The sequence below is a fragment of the Alishewanella sp. HL-SH06 genome (assembly GCF_052656265.1).
In genome coordinates, this window is the sequence record NZ_CP199752.1 from 311,858 (window position 1) to 338,095 (window position 26,238).

The window sequence follows — 26,238 nt, forward strand, 5'->3', positions numbered from 1 at the left end:
TAGGAGTTAAAGAAGTGCAGATGTTTCACAACGAAATACCGCAGTTACGCCAGCAGGCCTATGTTAACGGCGAATGGGTCGACGCGTTTGATAAGAGCACTCAGTCGGTGTTCAATCCGGCCACTGGCGAACGCTTAGGTACTGTGCCGCAGCTCAGCGTACAACAAATCGATGGCTGTATTGAAGCGGCCGAAGCGGCATTTTATCACTGGCGCGAAGTGCCCGTGCGCGAGCGCTGTGCGCTGCTTACGGCTTGGTTCAACAGTATTAAGGCCGAGCGCAAGCGGTTAGCTCGAATCCTCACCCTCGAACAAGGTAAGCCCTATGCCGAAGCGCTCGGTGAGATTGATTATGCGGCTAGTTATATCCAGTGGTTCGCGCAACCCGCCTTGCTCGATATCGGCGCCGCGTTACCTTACGGTCAGCAACCTTTAGATATGCTGGTTACAAGTGAGCCGGTAGGGGTCTGCGCCGCCATTACGCCGTGGAATTTTCCGGCGGCAATGATAACGCGTAAGGTTGCCCCCGCTTTGGCCGCTGGCTGCACCAAGATCGTCAAACCTGCGCCCGATACCCCTTTCACCGCGTTAGCGCTTGCTGAACTTGCCGCGCAAGTAGGTATTCCGGCTGGGGTGCTCAATGTGGTGACCGGTGATGCGCAAGTGATTGGCGAGCGTTTAACTCAATCGTCAAGGGTGCGCAAGCTAAGCTTCACCGGCTCGACCGCAGTAGGACGCAGTTTAATGGCAGCTTGTGCACCGACGCTGAAGCGCCTATCGCTGGAGTTAGGTGGCAACGCTCCTTTTATAGTTTGTGCTGATGCTGATCTTGATGCTGCTGTCGACGGAGCAATCGCTGCTAAATTCCGTAATGCCGGACAAACCTGTGTTTGCGCCAATGCCTTTTATGTTGCCGACAGTGTCTATGATGACTTTGCCCAGCGCCTGACTGCCCGTGTGGAACAGTTGCAACTGGGAACGGGCGATCAACCTGAGGTTACGGTGGGACCGCTGATCAATCGTGCGGCGTTGCACAAAGTCGAACAAATGGTTACAGACGCGATCCAGCATGGTGGTCAAATTCGTTGCGGCGGAAAACGCTGGCGTGACCATGGAAACTGGTATTTACCTACGGTGATCACCGAGGTCGATGCTTCGGCACGTTGTGTCCAAGAAGAGATTTTTGGGCCAGTGGCACCACTGGTGCGCTTCATTGATAGCAGCGCGCTATTGCAACAATTGCGCATTCAGCAAGCGGGCTTGGCAGCCTATGTATTTACACAGAATTTAGAGCAAATTCAACGCTTTGTAAGGCAGCTTGAAGTCGGGATGGTAGGCATTAATAGCGGCCTGATTTCCGATGCGGCTGTGCCATTTGGAGGTATCAAAGCGTCGGGTATGGGCCGTGAGGGCGGCCGTCAAGGCATCGAGGAATACCTCGAAATGAAGTACATAAAACTAAACAACTGATAATAACACCAATAACAAGAAGGACTTTTATCATGAAGACAACTAAAACTCTGATCTCGGCAGCACTTGCCGCAGCTTTTGTTAGCCTCGCTGCCGTTGCTGTTGCGAGCGAAACTCCAATTGAAAAGCTGCAAGCAGACATGCCAAAAAACTGGGGTAAATGGGGTGCTAACGACCAAATCGGTGCCTTGAATTATCTCGACGATGCGCAGGCATTGCGTGGTGTAAAGGCGGTCAAGCAAGGTAAAAAATTCACCTTACAATTACCCATGATTCACGGCGTGGGTCCCGTTTTCCCAGGGCGCGTGCCGGCAATGCATTATATGACGCAAGACGAAAGTATGTATTCAACTGGCAAGCTCGATGCGCTTGCGGGTGGAGTTAAGTATTCCGACGACGCGGTATTTATGTATTTGCAAGGTACCACCCATATGGATGCCTTGGGTCACGCATGGTACGGCGATAAGGTCTACGGTGGCGTGAGTGCAGACAGTACCGTTCACGGTCATGACCACGTTGATATCGGTAGTCTGGCGAGCCACGGTATTGTCGGTCGCGGTATACTGCTGGATGTGGGTAAACTTAAAGGTGGCAAATCAGGCCGTCTTGCACCGAGTAGCTGTGTAACTTTAGAAGATTTGAAAGATACCGCGAAAGCGCAAGGTGTGACCATTGAAAAGCGCGATATCCTGTTGATTCGTACAGGTTCAGTCGGTCGTTTCTACACTGATACGCCAGATGCGGAATGGACTGCAACCACTGAACCAGGCCTTTGTTACAGCAAAGAACTGGTGAAATGGGTCGATGCGATGGAAATTCCAGTGATTGCTGCGGATAACCTAGCGGTCGAGCTGGTGCCACAAAAGATTGACGGCGTTGATTACGTGATTCCATTGCATGGCGCGTTGATTCGCGACTTGGGCGTGGTTTTAAGCGAGCTTTATTGGTTAGACGATCTGGCGGCTGACAGCGCTAAAGATGGTCAATACACTTTTATGTTCACCGCTGCTCCGTTGAAGATGGCACGTGGTTCAGGGTCACCGATCAACCCTGTCGTTATTAAGTAATCTAAGTTCCGGCCGTTTCATCATGAAATGCAATGCTTTCATGGTGAAACGGCCGCTATCATTGGGCTGCTCATTAGAAACAAGAACAATTGTCGGGCGATAAGCATGTGACGCAGTGGTCACAATGTCCTCGTTTACTACCTTGGCTATCTTTAGGGCGGCTCCCATAGGGTCATACCTTTTGCCTGAAGACGCTGTCACTGCACTTTAGAAGCTTTGCTACTCGTAGTTTAATTCGCGCTGGGGAGAGAAGTGCTAGGATTAGTTCGGTTGCAATAGACCGAGTAATTAGAGCAATAGGTTGGCCTCCTTATGTTGCCGAAAAGATCACTGCATTATGCCGGTGTCCTGCAACGAATCACCGCTGAATTTTACGATAAACGTTGCAGCAGGATGCTTAATGCATATTTCGTTCATATCCAGCGTCCTTTCAACATAGTCTTGTGCTGGGGAGTGAAACCCAGCGGCCAACTTATTGCTGTAAAAAAGGTATAGGTAGGTAGCGTCTTACTGCTTATACCTTACCTAGAATTTCTGCTGACATATCACACCTCGTAACCTCGTACATAGACTGAAGACAGGTGCCACGGCGGATCAAGTAAGGTAGGCTCTGTTAGCGAAAGCTAATAATCCACGTATACCAGCATGACAACCGACGAACATTACCAGCTTCATCTGATGCATTAACTCGCTTTAACAGCAAAACAAGGGTTCTTTAATGAGCAGTATTTTACTCAATCTGCTTGACGTGGGGAGTCATACCAACGCCGCGTTCACCGGCTCGTCCGGTGCAACGCTTTGTTAGCTGCGCTGCACATGTTTCGAAAGATTCGAGACGATTACTTTTAGATGGCCTATCAATGACATAACATCATTTTCAGTAATCGAAACCTTCTTCCCCAACTGTTCTGGATGACTGCCCGTTTTCTCTATGTACTCTTCATCAACTACGCCCATCTTATGCGCTAGAAGATGGCGTTTTTGAAACTGATTTACGACGAACCCCCATTCGGAGCTTTCGAGACCTTCAGTAATATTAATTCCGGATTCGTAGAGTTTTTGCTTGGCTACATAAATATTCTGAAAGGACAGCTTAGGATATCGGTCACGACAACGCTCTCGTGCAAATCCATCAAATGCTGAAATGCAGTCCTCCAGCCCATTTTCAATTAGCTTGCTTTTTATATCCGATGGCGCTTCTTTAGCCAGATCAAGTATTTTTATGACGAGATCAAAATTTGCCTCGGCTATCTGTTGGGAGTTGTGCTCTGCACAATCAGGGCAGTATCCGAATGCACCATAGATAGCATACTGCAGGGTGCAGTTTTTGCATTCGACTTTTTCTTCAAGTTCTTTTTCAGAGTAGTAGGTAATGGGAGATGGTCTTCCCTTTACGGTTATACCAATAGAAATCAATTGATTCTTTTTTGGTTTCGTCTCCATCTTCTTCATCATTTTGAGAAGATCGCCAGAAACCTTATTTAGAACAACCGACTGAGCATACTCAATCTGCTGCTTTGTCCAAAAATGGTCTTGTGGCCCCAAGTGTTGACAATATGGGCAATAACAATCGGAGAAATCAGGGATACCAGAACCCGGCTTTATCTTGAAGTACTTTTCGCACTCTGGACACTCTCTACCCAAGTAGCCTTCATCGTCTTTTTTAATGTCCACAGAGTAGGTTTCCATTACTGAGCCCTTTTTTCAGCTAACAGTCATAATGTAGACCTCTCAGTAACTTCCGAAAGGCAAAATTAATTCATACCAATGAGTTTACCGAAAATCAATGAGTTGAGAAGTCGATTAAGCACTTAATTCACTTTTAATTTACGATCTTACTAAGAAGCCTTAGTAACACCCCCATTACTAAACCATATAAAAACGATATACATCAGTGGCTAAGGCTATTTTTACTTGCTTTATTATCAGCTATTACTGAGACATCTCAGTAAATCACTAGATGATTAACACTAGAGTTTTAAATGACCCACCCAATAATTATTGGGTTGCATTAGGCAGGTTATGAGAAGGGAGTTACTTTATTAAGACTAAGGAAACCTAGAAACATCTCTGGTTTTGCGGTAAAGCCGACTTTCGCATGAGCACTATGATGCGGAGATAAATTTCCGCTTTTCGCTCAGGCTGTGTGAAAACTGCTGATCCCTTTTTGGTCTAAGCACAAGATTTATGATCAATCGTTCTTGATAAAACAATCCTTGCGGCAACCGTTTGACTAAAATTACTAATAGGTAAATTTATAAACGTGTGCACTTATGTCTCATCATATTAAAGGTCAGGGCCGGCATCAAATAACATTACTACCTGAAGCGCTGGATGACTTTGTCACAGAAGATAATCCTGTCAGAGTAATTGATATATTTGTAGATGGATTGCAGCTTGACTCACTTGGCTTTGAGAGAGTTACGGCCAAACAGACTGGGCGAGCAGGCTATCACCCAGCAACCTTATTAAAGCTTTATATTTATGGTTACCTTAACCGCATCCAATCTTCTCGTAGGCTAGAAAAAGAAACACATCGCAACGTTGAGCTAATGTGGTTACTTGAAAGATTGACACCCGATTTTAAAACCATCGCTGATTTTAGAAAAACCAATGGCAAAGGCATTAAGAATGCGTGTAAGGCATTTATTGATTTGTGTCGCCAGATGCAGATGTTTACTGACGTCATTGTCGCTATCGACGGAAGCAAATTCAAAGCGGTAAACAGCAAGCCTAATAACTTTACGCCACAGAAAGCAAAAGACCATATTCAACGCGTTGAACAAAGTATTAATAAGTACCTGAGTAAACTCGATGAGAGCGATAAAAACTCAGAGAATGATGCCAGTTCAGAATTAAATGCTACAAAGTTAGCGTGGTTAAGAAAACGGTTGGAAGAGCTCAAGGGTATTCAAAAAATTGTTGAACAGCAGCCAGATAAGCAACTGTCGTTAACCGATCTTGATTCTCGATTGATGAAAACAAATAACATGAACAGGCAAGTCTGTTACAACGTGCAAACTGCTGTAGATACAAATAATCACTTAATCGTTGCGCACAAAGTCACCAACACAACAGATCGAGGCCAACTGAGTTCGGTAGCTAAATTGGTACAGGAAGCCGTTGACCAAAAAGAGATAACGATCCTTGCAGATAAAGGTTATTACCCGCAGTGATATAAAAGAGATCCTAGATTCAGGTGCAGTAGCACTAGTGCCGAAAGGTGACACCTCTGGTGCTGACCGCAAAGGGCTTTATAACCTCGCACTGTTTAAATATAACCAGGAAAAAGACATCTACATTTGCCCTGCGGGTAACGAGCTTCAGAATCGGTTTACTACAGTTGAAGATGGCTTAAAATTGCAAATGTACTTTAATTGTATTGCCTGTCGGGATTGTAGCCAGCGCGCCAAATGCACCACGTCAAAAAGTGCAGCTAGGCGGATCAGGCGTTGGGTGCATGAATCTGAAATGGAAAACATGCAGGCTAAGTTAGATGCTGGACCACAAACAGCTACGATACGAAAGCAAACCGTAGAGCACCCGTTTGGGACAATAAAAATGTGGATGGGTGCAACTCATTTCCTAATGCGGCGATTTACAAATGTCAGTACTGAAATCAGCTTACACATCTTGGCATACAACCTGAAACGGATGATATCGATTTGGGGTGTTGCGGGGTTACAAATGAAGCTCAAGGAGCTTTATCAATAGACAGGTTGTATTGCGTTTAACGTCTAGCCAGTTTCAAAACCACTTAATTATGTCGATTCCCTCAAATCAAACAAGTTAAAAGTCAAAATTGCTCTTAGTTAACTAGATTCAGCAGGGTTTTACCGATGCTCGGGATTAACCTTATCAAAAGTCAGAAAATCTTGAGTTTTTACACAGCCTGCGCTCAAAGCTGACTTAAACGTAGCTTGGATATTGGTGGTATCTGGTGATTTGTCTAAACAACGAAGTGTTTTGGATAAGCCCTATAAAATATCAAACTATATTATAAAAATTATGTGCTTGAAGTGAGAAAAAATATCAAACATTAGCTATTAATTAATCCGTTAAATGCCGATTTTTTTATCAAACTATAATCTGAGCCTACATTTTTGTTTGTTTGGCAAGTTGTGTTTGGTACGTAAAAAATAAATTGCTCTAAATTTGGTATCAATTAAATATTAGTTTATGCTCATTACTGAGGTCAGTAATGGGCATAAGCTATGAGAAGCTGGATTGGTTAAGAAAGCTTCGTTAATTGTCAGATCTGCTACTAACCTGCTGCGTCATAAGCCATCTTTATCCATGCAATAAGCTCCGCATCAACTTGCGTTGCATCTGTCAGCTTCACGCGAAATTTGCACATCTGCCCATCTGGTAGCTTTTCGAGACGCGGAGAAGCTGGAAGCTCTTTAATGTTTAGTCCAAGTTCCACTCGCGTTTTGGTTACAGGGCCTATCGTGGCAAACTGCTTCTTTCTGCGGTAGCTGACGTATTTTTGTTTTGGAGCAGACTCGAATGATCCAAAATTTTCCATTTGCGCAAGGAGCGATTCATGAATCTGGCGAAGAGCTGCTTTGGGGCCAACATAAAGAGCATCAATTGGACCGACGACAATGCTGTTATCTGTTTGAGTTAATGTTTTGGCTAAATGAGCAATGGTGTTTGCATCGCCATGTCCAACTCCAAGGTCGCTTTTTAACATATTGACGATTTCGCTGTGCTTGGTGAGGCCGCAATCCTGAGCAAGCGATTTAAGCTGATCTATCGTCTTCCCAGTACGCGTTTCAATATTCTTGATTTGTGTTTCTAAGGCTTTCTGAACGTCTGCCATGTCATCCTCCGATGTTGTATATGCAGCTCTTACAGTTATGATGCAATCAATATTATTCAGAGAAAATTAATCCTATTGAACTTTAATTTACAGCTTAAACAAACTAGAAAACATATTCGGTTGTGAGATAAAGCCGGCTTTCGCATATATGTGATGGTTCAGCGAGGTGTTTCTGTTTCTCGCTTTTATCAGTCAGTATCCCATTCATGTAATTATCGATGTATGAGTTTAAAAGATATGACGAGTAAAAAACGCTGTTAAGTGCTAATGCCTCGATGCCCGTTGTGGGTACCAGTAACTGTCGAGCCAGTGCGCTGTGTTAATAATACGTGGGGCCGCACCGAATAAAAGATTGCTGGCCTCCACAAAGGTTGGTGCCTCGAAAAAAAATTACAAATGACTGTACAATGTTAATGACCCAACCGCAATTAGCGTAAGGCCGCCAAAAATCTCAGCTCTGTGCCCTATAACCGAGCCTATTGCACGCCCTAGCATTATGCCAATAGTCACCATCAGTGTCGTCGCAAATCCAATCAAAGCTGCTGCTATCCAAATGTTGACGTTGATGAACGCAAGACTCACACCAACCACCATTGCGTCAATGCTTGTACTAAATGCCGTTAGGCAGATTCGAAATAAAGACTTTCCAGTTTCTTGTTCTTCATCATTTCCAGCCGGCTTTGTACCTTCATAAATCATATGCAGACCTAGAATCGTCAAGAGTGAAAAGGCAATCCAGTGATCCCAAGCTTCTACATATTCTGAGGCTGACTTTCCTATCAACCAGCCTACAAGCGGCGTGATTGCTTCGATAAAACCAAAGATGAGTCCGATTTTGAAAGCTTCTATCAATCGTGGTTTTTTAAGGGTTGCACCTTTACCAATCGCAGCAGCGAAAGCATCTGTGGACATAGCAAAGGCAAGTAAAATAAGCGGAATTGGGTTCATTTAGTTGGCTCCGGTCGGGCATATCAAGTCCACGATATATCCACACGCCCGACCTTGGGCATGGATATATCGATGGTCTCGCCAACCAAGAGGTATTCGCACCATGGCATGTGGCCAATTATGTTGATACGAATTCTTCCAAATTTCGAAAGCAGGCTACTCCCCAACAAGGGCTTATGTTAGCAATTATCCTAAATAATGACAAATTTAGCGTGTTGGTGTGGAGCGGCATACTGAACTGGGTCAACAAACGAGGCGTGTGATGGTGAACTTCATTCTTGAAAAGAGAGTGTCTTGAACTGAGGAAAAGTAAATCTTTTTAGAAAGAGCCTGTTCTGAATTTTTGCCATTTGTGCAAAACAGCTAATAGTTGAAGTGAGTTAATTGTTGGTGCGTTCGCAGGATGAAAGTTTTTATGCGTAAAGATTGCATCAAGTGGTAAGTGCGTAGAAAACAGTGGTAGCTAAGCACCCTAAAAATTGTAGTGCACCAAAATAAGGCAATTTAGCGTGATTTGGTAATTAAAGCCTTTTTTCAGCAGTTTTTTAGCCAGAAACCTTTATTCTCGTTGTTCTCAGTGCACTAAAAGTGAACTTTTATTGCCACACATTTGTGCATCTTTTTACTGGTCTGTCTTGACGTAGAAATATTAATCAACTAAGTTGTGTAAGCGCTTACATTTTTGTGCCTGCAAATGTCATTAAAATGTAAGCGAAGCATATAATAAAATGGCAAAAATACAGGAAACACGGGAGAAAGGTATGAATCAAACACGTTTCAAGCTGTCGCGCATAGCGATGAGTTTGTCACTGATTACAGGCGCCGGCATGATGGCGCCTGGTTTCGCGCAAGAAGCCGCTGCGGACGAAAACAGTGATATTGAAATAATTCAAGTTTCGGGCATTCGTGGCAGTTTAATTAAGTCGATGGATGTTAAACGCAGCTCTGTCGGCGTGGTTGATGCCATCTCTGCAGAAGATATTGGTAAATTTCCAGACACTAACCTTGCAGAATCCTTGCAACGGATCACGGGTGTGGCTATCGACCGTTCAAACGGTGAAGGTAGCCGCGTTACGGTGCGAGGTTTTGGCCCAGATTTTAACTTAGTGATGTTAAATGGCCGGCAAATGCCCGCTTCGTCACTGGAAGCGACCTCAGCCTCATCTTCTCGTTCGTATGATTTTGCAAACATCGCTTCTGAGGGTATTTCAGGAGTTGAAGTGTATAAAACGGGTCGTGCCACTATCGCTACCGGTGGTATGGGCTCAACCATTAACATTTTAACGACTAAACCATTGAATGCTCCCGGCGAGAAAGCCAGCTTTGGTATCAAAGGTGTAATGGACCAGTCAACTGACGAAGGCGCCAGCATCACGCCAGAGCTATCAGGCTTATACAGCAATACTTTTAATGACGACAAATTTGGTGTCGCCATTAGCGGCTCATACCAGCAGCGTGAAAGCGGCAACAAGCAAGCCAATAGCGGCGGCTGGCGAACTTTTCCTGGCACCGTAAATGGTTTTGACTGGGATGGTGGTAATGCAGATTGGGGTGGTTTAATCCCTGATGGTGCCAATGCTCATCAAAATTACCCAGCTGCTGACTCAATCTACTCCGTACCACAAAGCTTAGGTTATGCGTTTCATGAAGTAGAAAGAACCCGTACTAATGGTCAGTTAGTACTGCAGTATCAACCGGTTGACTCAGTAAGAACAACCTTAGATTACACTTATGCAAAAAATGAAGTGTCAGATCGTTACAATGATGTTTCTGCCTGGTTTAACTTCGGCCCTTCTTCAGGTGTGTGGAGCGATGGCCCAGTAGCAGCACCCATTGTCTATTCTGAAGCTTTTGGTGCTCCTGGCGATTTAGCCATGGGTGGTGGGCAGTTCTCAACCGTAAACGAGAATAAGTCTTTAGGTTTCAATGTTAACTGGCAAGCAAGTGACAACTTAAAGTTAGAGTTGGACTATCATAGCTCGTCAGCTGATTCTAGCCCAAACAGCCCCTTTGGTAGCAACAACGTTATTGGTATGGCGACTTTCGTGCGTACTCTCACTACCGCACGTTTTGACACCGACTTGCCTACATTGGTTATTGGTTACCCTGCTGGCTTTACGGGTATTCGCGGTGAAGACATGCGGGTAACGGGTAGTTCATTCCGCAATAGCCAAATGCGCAGTGACATCGACCAACTGCAACTTCGCGGTAACTATTCGTTTGACGATGGCATCTTAAACAGTATCGATTTTGGTGTAACAAGTTCAGAAACCAAAAACCGTTCAGCGTTCTCTAACGTGCAACAGGATAACTGGGGTGGTTTAGGCGCGGCGGGTGATATCGACCCGTCAGTGTTCAAGCTTGACCAGTTAGGCGATAACTTCAACGCTTCTACCAGCAGCGATATGTTAAAAGAGTTTTTCCGTTGGGATTTCAATACTATCCGTCAAATAGCCAATGATAAATATGGTGCCTTGGGTCAAGTGGGTGATTGCGGTACCTCGTTCTGTGCTTCGTCTAACATGACCACGGACCGCCGTACTACGGAAGAACAAAAAGCTGCTTATGTGCAGTTAAATTTCTCCGGTGAAATTGGTGAGCGTTTTTATGGCTTAACCGCGGGTGTGCGTTACGAGAAAACCGACGTTACATCAAACGCCTTAGTACCGGTCTACAGTGGTATTGCTTGGGCAGGTGATAACGAATTCAACTTGATCAGCACTGGTGAAAGTGACTTTACTGAGCTAACCGGTGATTACACTAACGTACTGCCCAATGTCGATTTCAACATTGAAGTGGTTGAAGATGTAATTTTCCGTACCTCGGTCAGTAAAACATTGGCTCGTCCAAGCTATGCCGATATCCAAGGTGGACAAACGCTGAATGCCTTAGTGCGGATTGACGGTGGTACCGGCGGACGTGGTAACCCAGATCTAGACCCGTTTGAATCAACCAACCTAGACTTGTCTTTAGAGTGGTATTACGACGAAGGCAGTTACATGGCCGTGGGTTACTTCAAGAAGAAGGCGAAGAACTTTATCGGTCGTACTACCGTTGAAGAGCAAACCTTTAATTTACCGCATCCGGCACAAGGCCCTCGTTATGCTGAAGCCGTTGCTGCCGTCGGCAATAATGCTACAGCGATTCGTAACTACATCAGAACCAATTACCCTGATACGGTTGACGCCAACGGCTTTATCTTAGGTGTACCTGGCGATACTGCTGCAACATTTGATATCACTATTCCGGTTAACCAAGATGATGCGAATTTAGACGGCTGGGAATTAGCCTTACAACATTTATTTGGCGAAACAGGCTTTGGTGTGATTGCCAACGCAACCTTCGTTGATGGTGACTTTAAATACGACAACTTCAGTCGTGGCGAGCAATTTGCGTTATTAGGTATGAGTGATACCTACAACGTCGTCGGTTTCTACGATAAAGACGGTTTCCAAGCGCGTTTGGCCTATAACTGGCGTGACAAGTTCCTTGCCTCCACAGTGAATACCTTAGGCTTGCAAAACCCTATTTACGTAGAAGCTTACGGGCAATGGGATGCTAGTGCCAGCTACGATTATACCGAGAACTTAACGTTCTTTATTGAAGCCATTAACCTTACTGACGAGTCGGTACGTTCACATGAGCGTAATGAGCTACAGTTAGTGAATTACACCGAAACAGGTCGTCGTTTTGCCATCGGTGCGCGTTATTCGTTCTAAGATGTTGTTGTCCTAAAATAAGTAGCCATCGTAAGATGGCTACTTTTTTATAATAAGTGGTTATTATGCAAGCAACCGAGTCATTCGTAACTGATAACCAAGCTGCAACTGCAAATGAACCATCCTTCGCAAACGGTCGGGTTAATATCGTTGTTGTCGGTGGCGGTTCAGCCGGTTGGCTTACTGCCGCGTTATTGGCTGCAGATCACCAAGCTGATCCCCTAGTTAACATTACCCTGATTGAATCATCCACAGTGCCGACTATTGGTGTTGGTGAAGGCACCTGGCCTTCAATGCGCGCGACATTAGCGCGAATTGGAATTTCTGAAACAGAATTTATTCTCAGCTGCGATGCCAGCTTTAAACAAGGTAGTGTGTTTCGCCAATGGCGTAACTCATCACCACAAGATTGTTATTACCATCCTTTTACGCCGCCAGTAGCGGCCAATGAGCTAGATATTGCTGATTTTTGGTTTAGTCACCATCAGCAAGTCGAATTTGCCGCTGCGGTGTCGAGCCAGCCAGCCGTGATTGCCGCTGGGTTAGCACCTAAACGCATCGCTACCCCAGAATACGCTTTTTTACAAAACTATGGCTATCACTTGAATGCCGGTAAGTTTGTTGCGTTATTAAGCAGCCATGCTAAGCGGCTTGGTGTCACACACATTGTTGATGATGTGGTTGCGGTGCAAAGCCACAGTGATGGCCGTGTTGCCGCCTTGCAAACGGCCGCGCATGGCGCTTTAACCGGTGATCTATTTGTAGATTGCTCGGGCTTACCGAGTTTACTGATCGGTCAGCATTATCAAACGCCATTTAACAGTGTGCAGCAGTATTTATTAAACGACAGCGCGTTAGCGGTGCAAGTGCCTTACGATGATGAACGCGCACCGATAGCCTCGGCAACACTGGCCACTGCACAAGCACAAGGCTGGATTTGGGATATTGGTTTACCAACCCGGCGTGGCGTGGGTTTTGTGCACCACAGTGGCCATGCTAATGAAGATCAAGCGTTCAATACCTTGGCGCAGTATCTGAATTTGTCAGTGCAGGACTTGTCAGCGCGTTATCAGCCGCGGCTTATCCGGTTTAATCCCGGTTACCGACAACAGTTTTGGCGACACAATTGTGTGGCAGTTGGTATGGCGGCGGGGTTTATTGAACCCTTAGAAGCCTCGGCTTTGGTAATGGTTGAGTTGTCTGCGCGGTTTATAAGTGAACAATTGCCACGCAATTTGGCACAACTTGCGGTGGTGGGTGAACGCTTTAACCACACCTTTAGTTATCGTTGGCAACAAATTGTCGAGTTTTTAAAGTTACATTATGTGTTGTCGACGCGCGATGATAACGAGTATTGGCTGGCTCAGCGCGCTGAAAGTTCGATACCTGCAGCATTGCAAGAGAAACTGCTGATGTGGCAACAATTTGTGCCAAGTCGTTATGATTTACCCATGGCTGAAGAATTGTTTCCGGCTGCCAGTTATCAGTATATTTTGTATGGTATGCGGCATTTACCCACGAGCAAACGGCCAATCAAAGCAAACTTAGGCTTACGGGCTAATCAGGCGTTTGCTGAAGTGCAACAAAAAACACAACAACTCAGAGCGGGCTTGGTCAGTAATCGCGAATTATTAAACCAAATTAAAGCTCATGGCTTACAAAAGATTTAAAGGGGAGCCGATGGCTACTATCGAATTACTCAATAACGTTGACCATCTTGGTGTGAAAATCCTTACTGAGCGCAGCCTAGAGCTTGGCGATAACAAAATGTTTTGTTTGAGTTTTCCAGCTGAATTCCGCGCTGCCCAAGCCTATTACCCCGTCTTATTTTATAAAGACGGCCAAAGCGGCCAATTTATGCCGGTGTTACTGCTCGGTTTTCAATCGGGTGAAAACCTATTTTTGCAGCCGCAAGGATGGCAAGCGGGTTATGTGCCGCTAGATATCCTTCGTGAGCCTTTTACCATTGGCCTGCAACAGGGTGAGCGCGTGATCAATATCGATACCTCGCATCCGAGAGTCAATAGCGCTTCGGGTGAGCCGTTGTTTTTAGAGTTTGGTGGTCAAACGCCGTATTTGCAGCAAGTGGCGGCACAATTAGAGACTTTGCATCATGGCGTTACCGACGCTAAGGCCTTTACGCAGCAACTATTGGCACTGGAGTTGATTGAGTCTTTTGTACTGGATGTTACGTTAAATAATGCTCAACAGCACAGTTTGCATGGTTTCTATACGATTAACGAGCCACGGTTAGCGCAACTGAGCGGCGAGCAATTGTTGCAGTTACAGCAGGTGGGTTATTTAGAGGCCATTTACATGATGCTAGCTTCGCAAGCACAGTTTGCGCGGTTGATTGGTTTTAAGAATCAGCTGTTGGCAAGCAACTAAGATGTGGCCTGCAGCGCAACCGGTAGCAAGCTTAACCGGCGTAACCGCGGATAGCATCAGCAGTGATGTACTGAATAGTTCGATACCGCTGCACTTGCCTGATTTTGCTGCGCACTGGCCTGCAGTTTGTGCGGCTAAGCAAGGCCAGCCTGCCATTAATGATTATTTGCTTAGCCACTATAGTGGTGAACCACTTACCGCTTATATCAGTGAGGCGGGTAGTGGTGGCCGAGTATTTTACAATACTAACTTTAGTGGTTTTAACTTTCAGCCGGTAAATGCCAAACTTGGGCAATTGTTAGCGGCATCACAGGATAAAGCGCACTGGTATGTTGGTGCTACTTTGGTACCGCGTTGGTTTCCGCAGTGGTTGCAACAACAACACGTGCCGGCGTTGGCGCAACAGGGCAAAGATCCGCTGGTTAGCTTATGGATTGGCAATCAAAGTCGTGTAGCAGCACACTCTGATCTTCCGCAAAATTTGGCGGTGGTAGTGGCTGGGCGTCGACGTTTCACCTTGTTTCCACCTGAACAATTAGCCAATTTGTACATTGGCCCGCTGGATGTTTCGCCTGCAGGTCGAGCGATTAGTTTGGTCGATTTTACCAACCCCGATCTGACACAATTTCCAAAATTCGCCGAAGCGATGAAACATGCGCAAGTGGTAGAACTTGGTCCTGGTGATGCGCTCATTATTCCCAGTATGTGGTGGCATCATGTAGAAGCGCTAAGCTCGCTCAATGTACTAATGAATTTTTGGTGGCGCGACTGCCCTAGTTATTTGCCCAGCCCACAGCTGGCATTGCAGCTGGCGATGCTGAGTATTAACACTTTACCAGCAGAGCAAAAGGCGGCATGGCGTGCACACTTTGAGCATTATGTGTTTGGTGAAGGAGAAATTGCGCATATTCCTGAACATTTACGTGGTTTGCAAAGTTCATTAACTGAGCCTGTGGCACGGCAAGTGCGTGCTGAACTGTTAAATAAACTTAACCGATAACTCAATCTATAACAACGAGGTCCAAATGCAGTCGCAAGCAATTAAACGCGTGGTGATTGCCGGTGGTGGAACCGCTGGTTGGATGGCGGCTGCCGCTATCGCCAAGTTAATGGGTAAACATTTTCAAATTTGTTTAGTTGAAAGTGAAGATATCGGCACGGTTGGTGTCGGTGAGGCGACCATACCGCCGTTATTGACGTTACATAAACTGCTAGGCATTAACGAAGCAGAGTTTATGGCGGCCACTCAAGCTACTTTTAAACTGGGTATTCAATTTGAAAACTGGCGCGATCAAGGCCAAGATTACATTCACTCCTTTGGAACCACTGGCCAAGATTGCTGGGCTGCGGGCTTTCAGCATTTCTGGTTAAAAGGTCAGCAAATCGGCTTAGCCAGTGATTACGGCGATTATTGTCCGGAGTTATTGGCGTCAAAAGCGGCAAAGTTTGCGCATTTACCGAATCGTTCCCTAAATTACGCTTTTCATTTCGATGCCGGTTTATATGCAAAATTTTTACGGACTATGGCTGAGAAACATGGTGCAACGCGGATTGAAGGTAAAATTGCCAAGGTTGAAACCTGTGAGCAAAGCGGCAATATTACAGCGTTACAGATGACGAGCGGTGAGCGCATTGCTGGCGATTTATTTATTGATTGTACGGGCTTTCGCGCACTGTTAATTGAGCAAACTTTACATACGGGCTTTGATGATTGGAGCCACTGGTTGCCTTGCGACTCAGCGATTGCGGTACAAACTCGCGCTACGCGTGAGCCGGTGCCTTATACTCGTTCTATCGCTCACGGTGCTGGCTGGCAGTGGCAAATACCACTGCAACATCGTGTCGGTAATGGTTTAGTGTATTGCAGTAAGTATTATTCAGATGATGAGGCAAAAGCGTTGTTGCTGGCCAATGTCAGTGGTGAGTTACTGACCGAACCTCGACTGATCAAATTCAAAACCGGCATGCGCCGTAAGCACTGGAACAAAAACTGTATCGCCTTGGGTTTGGCCAGTGGCTTTCTTGAGCCGCTAGAGTCGACCAGTATTCACTTGGTTCAACGCAGTATCGTGCGTTTGTTACAAATGTTCCCAGTTAATGGTGTCAGCCAAGCAGATGTTGATGAGTTTAATCAGCAAACTGAACATGAAGTGCTGAATATTCGTGATTTTATTATTTTGCACTACAATGTGACGGCGCGGCGCGACACGGCATTTTGGCGACACTGTCAAAGCATGCCTATTCCTGAATCACTTGCCCATCGTATTCGTTTGTTTAAAGAAACGGGCCGAGTATTTAAAGTGCCGAATGAGTTATTTGGTGAGAACTCATGGACGCAAGTGATGTTGGGCCAAGGTTTGCTGCCAGAACACTATCATCCGATAGTGGATCAAATGAGTGAAGAGGAACTGAGTCATTTCCTCAACCAAATCAAAGTGCAAAATCAGCGGTTAGTGGCGCAATTACCCAGTCATCAGACGTTTTTACAAAGCTATTGCCCCGCGATGAGCAAATAACGTTAATCTTAAAATAAGCCGCTACAGTCGTCTGTAGCGGCTTTTTGTTTTGTTAATCAAAGTTTTTGATAAACTCTGACAAAATCAACCTGCATGCGTTGTGGGAATATGCCAGCGTCGATACCTTTTTCATTAACGTTGCCAGCCCAATTGCCGCCCACCGCTAAATTTAACAGAAGATGAAAACGCTGATCAAAGGGCGCATGCTCACCTATGCCGGGCATAATTTGTGCGGCATCGGTAAACCAATCGGCACTGGTGCGGGTGGCATAATGCACACCATTCATGTACCAGCGGATTTCACCCTCTTCCCATTCAATGCTGTAGGTATTAAAGCCGTCAGTGGGGCTGGCGCCTGCTGGTAATTTGTAGCTTTCTCCAGAATAAGTATTGTTCGGCGCGCGTTTGCCATAATGTAAAGTGCCGTGGATGCGTCGCTCTGGCTCACCCATTGCCGCATTTTCTTCATCTGATTGGGTGCCGAGATTGACCGCTTCCATAATGTCAATTTCGCCTGATAACGGCCAGGCACCATAAACGTTATCGGTGGGTAGCATCCAAATCGCCGGCCAACTGCCTTGACCGCCGGGTAATTTGGCGCTGACGTCGATGCGGCCATAACGCCAGTCACCTTGGCCTTTGCTGCGAATGCGGCCAGATGTGTAAGGTAAGGTGCGTTGTCGCTTGGGATCAAAGCTCGCGGCATCTTCAACAATATCTGGGCCGGAGAAGTTTTCTGCTCGCGCGATGAGGTGTAACAGGCCATCTTTTACCATGATGTTTTCTGGTCGGTCGGTATAGCATTGTTGCTCATCATTACCGCCGCCCCAGCAATTTTGCTCTGGGGTCCATTTGCTTCGATCGAGCTGTTTACCCTCAAATTCATCATGCCAAACTAATTGCCAACCCGCTGGGGCTGCAAAAGCGATGTTGGCCGACGGCGTGCTGAGTTCGGGTAGCTGATTGCAAGCGACTAACGCCAACGTGCTACTAATAGCCAGTAAAGGTAAATTAAAACGCATTATTGCCTCTTAGGTATCCAGTGTTCACCTGGGGTTATTTTTAAAAGAAAAGTCTAACTAAAAAGCTTGCTGTACTGATATGCGGTACAATCCGTGATGTGACTCTTTATGCCGTTAAGCGCTTATGCGTATTATATTTGACGACAGTGTCTAGGCCGTCTAGTATGATGTAAGCGCTTTCATATATAGCATAATACCGTGCTGCAAGTAACTACTTTGTATTGTTGCAGCGACTTTCGGCTTTAGCGAACCTTGGCAGAACTGATGAAGATAACTCTAGCAAAAACCTCTCCTTTATTGCAGCCTAACTTTGTTTTTGGCGTAGCAACCTCTTCTTTTCAGATAGAAGGTGCGGCTGATAGTCGTGAGCCGTGCATCTGGGATACCTTCTGTGATACACCGGGTCGGATCAAAGATAATTCCGACGGCAAAGTGGCTTGTGATCATGTTGCTCGTTGGCGTGATGATATTGAGCTGATTGCCGGTTTAGGTGTTGATGCCTATCGGTTCTCGATTGCTTGGGGGCGGGTGATTAACCGTGATGGCAGTATTAACGAGGCTGGCTTAGCTTTTTATCAGCAGTTACTTGATGCGCTGCAAGCCAAAAAAATTAAGGCTTTCGTGACACTTTATCATTGGGATTTACCGCAATATCTTGAAGATCACGGAGGTTGGTTAAACCGGAACACCGCTTATAAATTTGCCGAGTATACCGATATCGTAACAAAGGCTTTTGGGGATAAGGTGTACTCTTATGCCACGCTAAATGAGCCGTTTTGTAGTGCTTATCTCAGTTATGAAGCGGGGATCCACGCACCAGGGTTTCAAAATCGGCAACAAGGTCGACAAGCCGCCCATCATTTGTTGTTAGCGCATGGGTTAGCCATGCGCGTGCTGCGGAAAAATGCTCCACATGCTAAAAATGGCATTGTGCTTAATTTTAGCCCGTGTCACCCGGCTTCTAACAGTGCAGCCGATGTGCGTGCGGCCGAGATGGCGGATCAGTATCATAATCAGTGGTATCTGCAACCGCTACTCGAAGGCAGCTACCCTCCTTTGTTAGCTGAATTAGCTACTGATGAACAACCTTTAAGGGTTGACGGTGATATGGCGATTATTGCTGAACCAATAGATTTCCTCGGCGTAAACTACTACACCCGCACTGTCTATCGGGCCAATGAAAAAGGCTGGTTCAGTGATGTACCACCAACAACACCGCCATTAACGGATATGGGCTGGGAAATATATCCAAAAGGCTTAACTGAAATTCTGCTGGCGTTGCACCAGCGTTATACGTTGCCGCCCATTTATATTACTGAAAATGGGGCCGCCATGCCGGATAGTTTGCTGCAAGATAAAGTCGCCGATCAGCATCGGGTAGATTATTTTCAGCAACACTTACAAGCTACGGAAGATGCCATCAAGGCGGGTGTTGATATACAGGGTTATTTCGCCTGGAGCTTGATGGACAATTTTGAATGGGCTGAAGGCTATGCGAAACGCTTTGGTATTGTTTATGTTGATTATGTTACGCAACAACGTACCTTAAAGAATAGTGCCATAGCGTTACGTGACGTGTTCGCTAACCGGCGTTAACTCGGGTCTGTTTGCAGGAGCGGTTATGCTGAGTAAAAAAGAAAAAATAGCCTACGGCCTAGGTGACACGGCCAGTAACATCATTTTTCAAACAGTGATGTTGTTTCTAACGTTTTTTTACACCGATATTTTTGGTATTTCGCCCGCTATCGTCGGCAGTATGTTTTTGTTAGTGCGGATCATTGATGCCGTGACCGATCCGTTAATGGGCGCACTGGCCGATAACACTAAAAGTCGACATGGTAAATATCGGCCTTACTTACTTTGGCTGGCGTTGCCTTTCGCCTTCTGTAGTGTTTTAGCTTTTACCACCCCAGATTTTTCTGAAAACGGTAAAGTCTGGTACGCCTTTGCCACATATACCCTGCTGATGCTGGCCTATACCGCGATTAACATTCCCTACTCAGCACTGGGTGGCGTATTAACGGCCGATCCGAATGAGCGCGTTTCGGTGCAAACGTATCGTTTTATCTTTGGTATGTTAGGGGGCTTGTTAGTAACCGCCTGTACCTTGCCCTTGGTAGAATACTTTGGTCAGGGCGATCAGGCGCGGGGTTATCAATGGACCATCGCCGCCATGAGCCTATTAGGCATGATACTGTTTTTGCTCTGTTTTGCCGGTACTCGTGAACGAGTTCACGCGCCAGCGAATCAAAAAATCACATTACGCAGTGGCATGTCGACTTTATGGCAAAACGATCAGTGGCGTATTTTATGTGTTGCTGCGCTATTTTTGTTAACCGGTATGGTGTTGCGAAATACTCTGGCGATTTATTACGTAAAATATTTTTTAGGTCGAGACGATCTGGTCACCTCCTTTGTTACGCTAGGTATGATCGGTAATATCGCCGGTGTGGCGATGGCGCAATGGTTGTCCACTAAAGTGGATAAAGTAAAAGCTTATATTGGCTTGCAACTTATTTCAGCCGTGATCTGTGTGCTGGGTTTCTTTATCAGCCCCGAGCAAATCAAAATGGCGTTTGCTCTGCACTTTTTCTGGAGTTTCTTCCTGCAAATGGCTACGCCGTTATTATGGGCAAAAATGGCCGATACGGTTGATTATGGTCATTACAAAACAGGTATTCGAGTGACCGGCTTGGTGTATTCCTCTATCGTATTTTTTATTAAATTAGGTTTAGCGGTCGGTGGTGCTTTAGCGGGGTGGTTGTTAGCAGTTTACGGTTATCAAGCCAATCAGGCACAATCTGCCGAAACGCTGAACGGCTTACTACTTAGCTTTACCTTCTGGCCAGCCATCTGTTCGGTGTTAGTTGCCATCGTGATGACGCGCTATACCTTGTATAATGCCCGTGTACAGCAAATCGCCACTGATCTTGCTGCTCGACACTAGCGAGTGCTAAGCTAACGAGGTTAAATTTTGGCTAATAGGACGCAAATGGCAACCATTTATGAAGTGGCAAAAGCGGCGGGTGTGTCGCTGGCGACGGTATCGCGTGTGATGAACAATAATACGCCGGTGCGGCAAGCCACACGGACAAAAGTATTGGCGGCAATGGCAGAGCTAGGTTATCGGCCTAATAGTATTGCGCAATCATTGGCTTCTAATTGCTCTAATAGTATTGGTATTTTAGTTTCTGAGTTACATGGTCCTTTTTATGGTGCGATGTTAACCGGTATTGAAGCCGAGTTTCGTGCTGCGGGTAAGCACGTGATTATTGCTGCGGGCCACAGTGAACGAGAAACCGAGCAAGACGGTATTGAGTTTTTAAAAAGCCGCAATTGCGACGCACTTATTTTGCATGTCGAAGCGGTATCTGATGACTATCTTATTGAGTTGGCGCAAGGTGATACGCCTTTTGTGTTGTTAAACCGGCATATCGATGCCTTAGCCGATCGCTGTATCAGTTTAAATAACGAATTGGGTGGGTATCTCGCCACTCAGCATTTATTAGAGCAAGGACATCGGCAGATTGCCTATATTGCTGGCCCAATGTGGAAAACGGATGCGCGCGAGCGTTATGCTGGACACCAGCGGGCATTACAAGAGTTTCACTGCGCGCTAAATACCGGGTTATTTTTTGAAGGCGACTTTCGAGAAACGGGTGGTAGCGAAGGCTTACAGAGTATCATTGCAAGCAAACAGCCCTTTACCGCGGTGGTTTGTGCTAACGACGAAATGGCTTCTGGTGCACTGACGACAGCGCGTGAGCTAGGTTATCGCGTGCCTGAAGATTTTTCTGTTGTCGGGTTTGATAACGTTAACTTTGCTTATTACACCTATCCTAAATTAACCACCATTGATTATCCGATCAGTGCAATGGGGCATATGGCGGCACGTTGGGTGCTTAGTCAGGTTTATCAGCAAGCGGATACCGAGGTGCAGCAAGTGTTTGAACCGTATTTAATCAGTCGCGACTCAACTCACCTTATCATTTAGTTCTATCTCATTACCGGGGTCAATCATTGGCGATGGCCGCGGTTTAGCCTTTGTAAAGGCTTTGTCCGATTTTGGAGTGTCTATGCCAGATCAGCCAGCAGCAAAACCGACCAAACAGCTCTATCAGTTGTTGGCCGATGATACTGATGGCCGTGCCTGCAAGGATATCCCTGATGAGGTTTGTACTGCCTTACCGAACAATTATTTATTGTTGTTATGCAGTCAATGCTGCACCGCCTTAGCCGACTTATTAGCTAATCCAAAAACCATCTTAACGTGGTTACTGACCTCACTGGGTACGCCAGCCAGTTTTATCGCTTGGTTGGTGCCGCTGCGCGAGTCAGGTTCAATGTTGCCGCAGTTAATGATTGGGGCCTACGTTAGGCGCTTTGCTAAACGTAAAGCTTTTTTGGTGTTGGGCAGTGTGTTGCAAGCTAGCAGTTTGCTAGGGATGGCGCTGGTTGCCCTTTGGCTCGAGGGGCGTCAAGCGGGTGTCGCTATTCTAATACTGCTAGCTTGTTTTAGTTTGGCGCGGGGTTTGAATTCGGTGGCGCAAAAAGATGTCTTGGGTAAAACCGTACCCAAAGGGCGACGCGGCCGTTTAAGTGGCTTAGCTACGTCTGTTTCAGGTGTTATCACCGCAATCATATCTTTATGGTTATTGCAGCAAGATAGCCACCATAGCTGGTTTTATGCCGGTTTTTTGTTGGCAGCAGCGCTATTATGGTTTGGCGCAAGCGCACTGTTTTCAGCGATCCGCGAGCAAGCTGGCGCCAGCGACGGCGGCGTTAATGCAATGCAAGCGGCGTGGCAAAATGTGCGTAAATTAAAAACCGATAAGGTGCTACGTAATTTTATTATCTGTCGCGGTTTGTTGTTAAGTTCAGCCTTAGTGCAACCCTTTGTCGTGTTATTGGCGCAACAACAAAATAATAGCCATCAAACCTTAATGTTACTGTTACTCGCCAGCAGCGTGGCGGGTGCTGTTAGCGCCAGTCTTTGGGGAAAAGCTGCTGATCGAAGCAGTAAACAAGTACTGCAACTGGCCGCGGTTTTCACCTTCTTGGGGTGTGTGTTGCCGATTGTTTATTTACCTGCTGCTGAGAATAGTTGGTTTTACCCTTTACTCTTTGTGTGGTTAAACATCAGTCATGCTGGGGTGAGGTTGGGGCGTAAAACATATTTGGTTGATATCGCCACCGGTAACCAACGCACCGAATATGTTGCCTTAAGTAATAGCTTGATGGGCGTGTTATTGTTGCTTGTAGGCGCAATAGCGGCCTTGTTTGCTGCATGGTCAGTAACCGCTGTACTGTGTTTCTTTGCGCTGCTGAGCCTTTTAGCCATTTGTTTTACTTTTCGTCTTTCTGCGGCATAACACAGCGTATGCCCCCTGAACTAGGTTTCTTGCCAGTGCTGTATGCATTGCTGAATTTTTGATCAGCTCACAGCCGTGCTTTTTTCGGCACATATTCACCAATATTTTTTGAGGTTTTTTTAAACAGCTGATTGACTGTTACATGATATTGGCCTAATTTATGTAAGCGCTTACATGAAATTGGGTGCTTTGCTGTGGGCAAATGCCGGCGTGACAAGGTTAAAAACAGGAACTCAGGGTATGACTAAAATAATGAATAACGCTAAACCCCTAGCCGCTTTGGCGCTGCTGGCGGGTTTAAGTGCATGTGGCGGAGACGTTACAACGAACTCAGACTTTACCGCTGTCAACACCGAGCAGCCAGTATCTGATTGGAAACTGGTCTGGAGCGATGAATTTGATGGCACTAGTATCGATCGTCGTAAATGGAATTTTGAAATTAACTGTTTGGGCGGCGGAAACCAGGAAAAACAATGCTATACCGATAGCCCAGAAAATGTTTTTGTTTCTAACGGTAGCTTAAAAATTGTGGCTAAACCTGCAGCAGAGGGTGCACCACAACCTTACACTTCAGCTCGGCTAAACACCCGTTATCAGGGTGATTGGCGTTATGGCCGTATTGAAGTTCGGGCAAAAATGCCGTCGGGTCAAGGTACTTGGCCAGCCGTGTGGATGATGTCGACGGACGAAGTATATGGCGGTTGGCCAAAATCAGGCGAAATCGACATTGTTGAAGCGGTAAACTTAAAAACCGTGGACGGCGACGGTGTAGTAGAAAACAAAGTCTACGGCACGCTGCATTATGGTAAAGACTCACCTAATAATGTGAATAGCGGTAAAGAATACAGTTTACCTTCGGCCAATCCAGCCGATGGTTTCAATACTTATGCCATTGAGTGGCAGGAAGGCGAAATTCGTTGGTATGTAAACGATTATTTGTATCAAACGCAAATGGCCTCAAAGGTTCGTACCAACAGCAAAGGTGAAGCTATCGGTTTAAGCCACCGTGGCTGGTTTGTTGAAAACTTTAATAATGTTACCGGTGAGCTAGAAACTCAGTGGAATAATGCACCCTTTGATCAGCGTTTTTACTTAATTATGAACTTGGCTGTTGGTGGCAACTGGCCAGAAAACGTGAATAACTTAGGTATTGACGAAGCAGCTTTAGCAAATGGTCAAACTATGGAAGTGGAATGGGTGCGCGTGTATCAATGCGACCAAAACCCTAACACCGGTAAAGGTTGTGAAACCATTCGTGCTGGCTACAAAGATGCCGAAACCTTAGTTGAAGGTAAGGCGCCTATTCCAGTGCCACCTTCAGACGGCATAGCCCGTAATTTGACTATTTTTGATGGCACGCCTAATCCAAACTGGCCGGCTTGGGATTGTTGTGGTGGTTCTACCCCTGCGCTGGTTGTTGATGCCGACCGTGGTAATGTTTATGAATTTTTAGTGGGTCCACAACCTACCGTAAATGGCTTTATCACGCGCTCTGCTTTCATCACCGATCCAAATGGTCAGGCTTCGCCGTTTGATGCGTCACCGTTAATTGAAAACGGCAGCATCAGTTTTGATATGCAAGTGGTATCAGCGCCATCTAACTCGGCTTCTACTTGGATGTTTAAAGTAGAAAGTAACGAAAACACCACTTTTGTTGAATTACCGATTACCGCGAGTTCTGAAGGTGTGGCTCCGGTCACAGGCCAATGGCAAACTTATACCTTCCCGTTAAAAGCACTAGATGCAGCAGGTTTAGACTTGTCCGCTATTGATGTGCTGATGGTGTTTCCTGCTTGGGATACGGGCAATGGCGCAGTATATCGAATGGACAATGTAAAAATTTCTCAGCCGAGCAGCTCACCTGAATTAGTGATCTTCACTGATCAAACGAATCCAGCGTGGCCATTATGGGATTGTTGTGGTGGTAGCACCCCAATTGAAGTGATGGACGATGAAGCGCATGGTACTGTGGCTGAATTTACCGTGGGTCCTCAACCTACCGTATTAGGTTTCTTCAACCGTGCGCCTTTAGGTTCAGGTACGGCTTTTGATGCGTCAGCCCTGTTAGCTGAAGGTGTGGTGCAGTTTGAAGTGAAAGTAGTTAATGCACCAGCAAATGCTAATTCAACGTGGATGTTTAAAATTGAAGCTGCAGGGGGTGATTCAGCCGTAGAACTGCCATTAAGTGCTGGTAATGCGGGTCAAGCTCCGGTAACAGGTCAGTGGGCAACGTACACCTTTAGTATCCAAAGTTTGTTTGATGCGGGTTTAGATATCAGCTCAATCGATGTCTTGATGATCTTCCCTGCTTGGGATACCGGCAACGGTGCGGTATTCCGTGTTGATAACGTAAAAATCTTCAATCCAAACGCTGCGGCTGACGGTGATGGTTCGCTTAATGTGTTCAGCAATAACGTCAATGCGCAGTGGGATCTATGGGACTGTTGTGCCGGTTCAACGCCAAAAGTGGTTGATGCAGGTGCGCCGTATGGCAATGTGGCTCAGTTTGAAATTTTGGGTTGGCCAGAAACCGTATTGGGCTTCTTAGCAAAAGCCGATGGCGCCTTTAATGCCACGCCACTGTTAGCCAATGGCAGCATTAGCTTTGATATGCGGGTGGTAACTGCGCCAACCAATACCAGCAGCACGTGGTTCTTCAAAGTAGAGTCAACAGGTGCAGCGACCGCGGTCGAGTTACCCTTGGCCTCTGGTAATAATAACCAAGCTCCGGTTACGGGTGAGTGGGCCACTTATCGTTTTTCACTGCAAAGTCTATTTGATGCCGGCCTCGATATCAGTGATATCAATGTGTTAATGGTCTTCCCTGCGTGGGGTACAGGCCAGGGCGCGGTATATCAAATTGATAACGTAAAAATTGCCAATAACTAAGCAGTGCGACAAGAGTAGGATAA

General features: G+C 46.0%; 16 protein-coding genes, 2 pseudogenes and 1 riboswitch. Of the genes and pseudogenes, 13 read left to right on the forward strand and 5 right to left on the reverse strand.

What is annotated here, in order from left to right:
* The first annotated feature begins 20 nt into the window (after positions 1 to 20).
* Positions 21 to 1,469: an NAD-dependent succinate-semialdehyde dehydrogenase gene (locus tag ACUJFK_RS01425; RefSeq protein WP_445425840.1), complete on the forward strand. Its 1,449-nt coding sequence runs from the start codon at positions 21 to 23 to the stop codon at positions 1,467 to 1,469.
* A gap of 32 nt (positions 1,470 to 1,501) precedes the next feature.
* Positions 1,502 to 2,536, forward strand: coding sequence for a cyclase family protein (locus tag ACUJFK_RS01430; RefSeq protein WP_445425841.1), 1,035 nt, complete (start codon positions 1,502 to 1,504; stop codon positions 2,534 to 2,536).
* Between the two features lie 336 nt (positions 2,537 to 2,872).
* Here ACUJFK_RS01430 and ACUJFK_RS01435 read toward each other — a convergent pair.
* Positions 2,873 to 3,029: pseudogene (locus tag ACUJFK_RS01435) on the reverse strand (S24 family peptidase); the annotation flags it as partial.
* Positions 3,030 to 3,337: 308 nt separating this feature from the next.
* Positions 3,338 to 4,225, reverse strand: a complete 888-nt coding sequence (locus tag ACUJFK_RS01440) for a hypothetical protein (RefSeq protein WP_445425842.1) — start codon at positions 4,223 to 4,225, stop codon at positions 3,338 to 3,340.
* A 584-nt stretch (positions 4,226 to 4,809) separates the two neighbouring features.
* On the opposite strand from ACUJFK_RS01440, the pseudogene ACUJFK_RS01445 reads away from it, so the two are divergent.
* Positions 4,810 to 6,250: pseudogene (locus tag ACUJFK_RS01445) on the forward strand (IS1182 family transposase).
* A gap of 550 nt (positions 6,251 to 6,800) precedes the next feature.
* Here the strand turns inward: ACUJFK_RS01445 and ACUJFK_RS01450 are convergent.
* Together ACUJFK_RS01450 and ACUJFK_RS01455 are read right to left on the reverse strand one after the other, a co-directional pair.
* Positions 6,801 to 7,361 carry a DUF4287 domain-containing protein gene (locus ACUJFK_RS01450; protein ID WP_226750638.1) on the reverse strand — a complete coding sequence of 187 codons (561 nt, stop codon included), beginning with the start codon at positions 7,359 to 7,361 and terminating at the stop codon, positions 6,801 to 6,803.
* 390 nt (positions 7,362 to 7,751) lie between these two features.
* On the reverse strand, positions 7,752 to 8,309 hold the full coding sequence (locus ACUJFK_RS01455) for a manganese efflux pump MntP (protein ID WP_226750637.1): 558 nt from the start codon (positions 8,307 to 8,309) through the stop codon (positions 7,752 to 7,754).
* Between the two features lie 7 nt (positions 8,310 to 8,316).
* Positions 8,317 to 8,486, reverse strand: a riboswitch (yybP-ykoY riboswitch).
* Positions 8,487 to 9,070: 584 nt separating this feature from the next.
* Between ACUJFK_RS01455 and ACUJFK_RS01460 the strand changes: the two genes are divergently transcribed.
* From ACUJFK_RS01460 to ACUJFK_RS01480, 5 genes are all read left to right on the forward strand, one after another.
* Entirely contained in the window at positions 9,071 to 12,028 is a 2,958-nt protein-coding gene (locus ACUJFK_RS01460) for a TonB-dependent receptor (protein ID WP_445425843.1), read from the forward strand.
* Between the two features lie 65 nt (positions 12,029 to 12,093).
* On the forward strand, positions 12,094 to 13,698 hold the full coding sequence (locus ACUJFK_RS01465; RefSeq protein WP_445425844.1) for a tryptophan halogenase family protein: 1,605 nt from the start codon (positions 12,094 to 12,096) through the stop codon (positions 13,696 to 13,698).
* Between the two features lie 10 nt (positions 13,699 to 13,708).
* Positions 13,709 to 14,416: a SapC family protein gene (locus ACUJFK_RS01470; RefSeq protein WP_445425845.1), complete on the forward strand. Its 708-nt coding sequence runs from the start codon at positions 13,709 to 13,711 to the stop codon at positions 14,414 to 14,416.
* A 1-nt stretch (position 14,417) separates the two neighbouring features.
* Entirely contained in the window at positions 14,418 to 15,416 is a 999-nt protein-coding gene (locus ACUJFK_RS01475; protein WP_445425846.1) for a cupin-like domain-containing protein, read from the forward strand.
* A 25-nt stretch (positions 15,417 to 15,441) separates the two neighbouring features.
* Positions 15,442 to 16,932 carry a tryptophan halogenase family protein gene (locus ACUJFK_RS01480; protein WP_445425847.1) on the forward strand — a complete coding sequence of 497 codons (1,491 nt, stop codon included), beginning with the start codon at positions 15,442 to 15,444 and terminating at the stop codon, positions 16,930 to 16,932.
* 56 nt (positions 16,933 to 16,988) lie between these two features.
* Here the strand turns inward: ACUJFK_RS01480 and ACUJFK_RS01485 are convergent, their stop codons facing one another.
* The gene (locus tag ACUJFK_RS01485) at positions 16,989 to 17,954 is read right to left on the reverse strand and encodes a glycoside hydrolase family 16 protein (RefSeq protein ID WP_445425848.1); all 966 of its coding nucleotides are present in this window, start codon (positions 17,952 to 17,954) and stop codon (positions 16,989 to 16,991) included.
* Between the two features lie 264 nt (positions 17,955 to 18,218).
* Between ACUJFK_RS01485 and ACUJFK_RS01490 the strand changes: the two genes are divergently transcribed.
* From ACUJFK_RS01490 to ACUJFK_RS01510, 5 genes are all read left to right on the forward strand, one after another.
* Complete coding sequence (locus ACUJFK_RS01490) at positions 18,219 to 19,550, forward strand: GH1 family beta-glucosidase (protein ID WP_226750630.1); 1,332 nt, start codon at positions 18,219 to 18,221, stop codon at positions 19,548 to 19,550.
* 25 nt (positions 19,551 to 19,575) lie between these two features.
* Positions 19,576 to 20,901, forward strand: coding sequence for a glycoside-pentoside-hexuronide (GPH):cation symporter (locus ACUJFK_RS01495; protein ID WP_226750629.1), 1,326 nt, complete (start codon positions 19,576 to 19,578; stop codon positions 20,899 to 20,901).
* 45 nt (positions 20,902 to 20,946) lie between these two features.
* Positions 20,947 to 21,948 (forward strand): LacI family DNA-binding transcriptional regulator, encoded by a 1,002-nt coding sequence (locus ACUJFK_RS01500; RefSeq protein WP_226750628.1) that lies wholly within the window; start codon positions 20,947 to 20,949, stop codon positions 21,946 to 21,948.
* A gap of 82 nt (positions 21,949 to 22,030) precedes the next feature.
* A complete protein-coding gene (locus ACUJFK_RS01505; RefSeq protein WP_445425849.1) occupies positions 22,031 to 23,326 on the forward strand; it encodes an MFS transporter in 1,296 nt (431 codons plus the stop codon).
* A 240-nt stretch (positions 23,327 to 23,566) separates the two neighbouring features.
* A complete protein-coding gene (locus ACUJFK_RS01510) occupies positions 23,567 to 26,215 on the forward strand; it encodes a family 16 glycosylhydrolase (RefSeq protein WP_445425850.1) in 2,649 nt (882 codons plus the stop codon).
* Positions 26,216 to 26,238 lie beyond the last annotated feature (23 nt).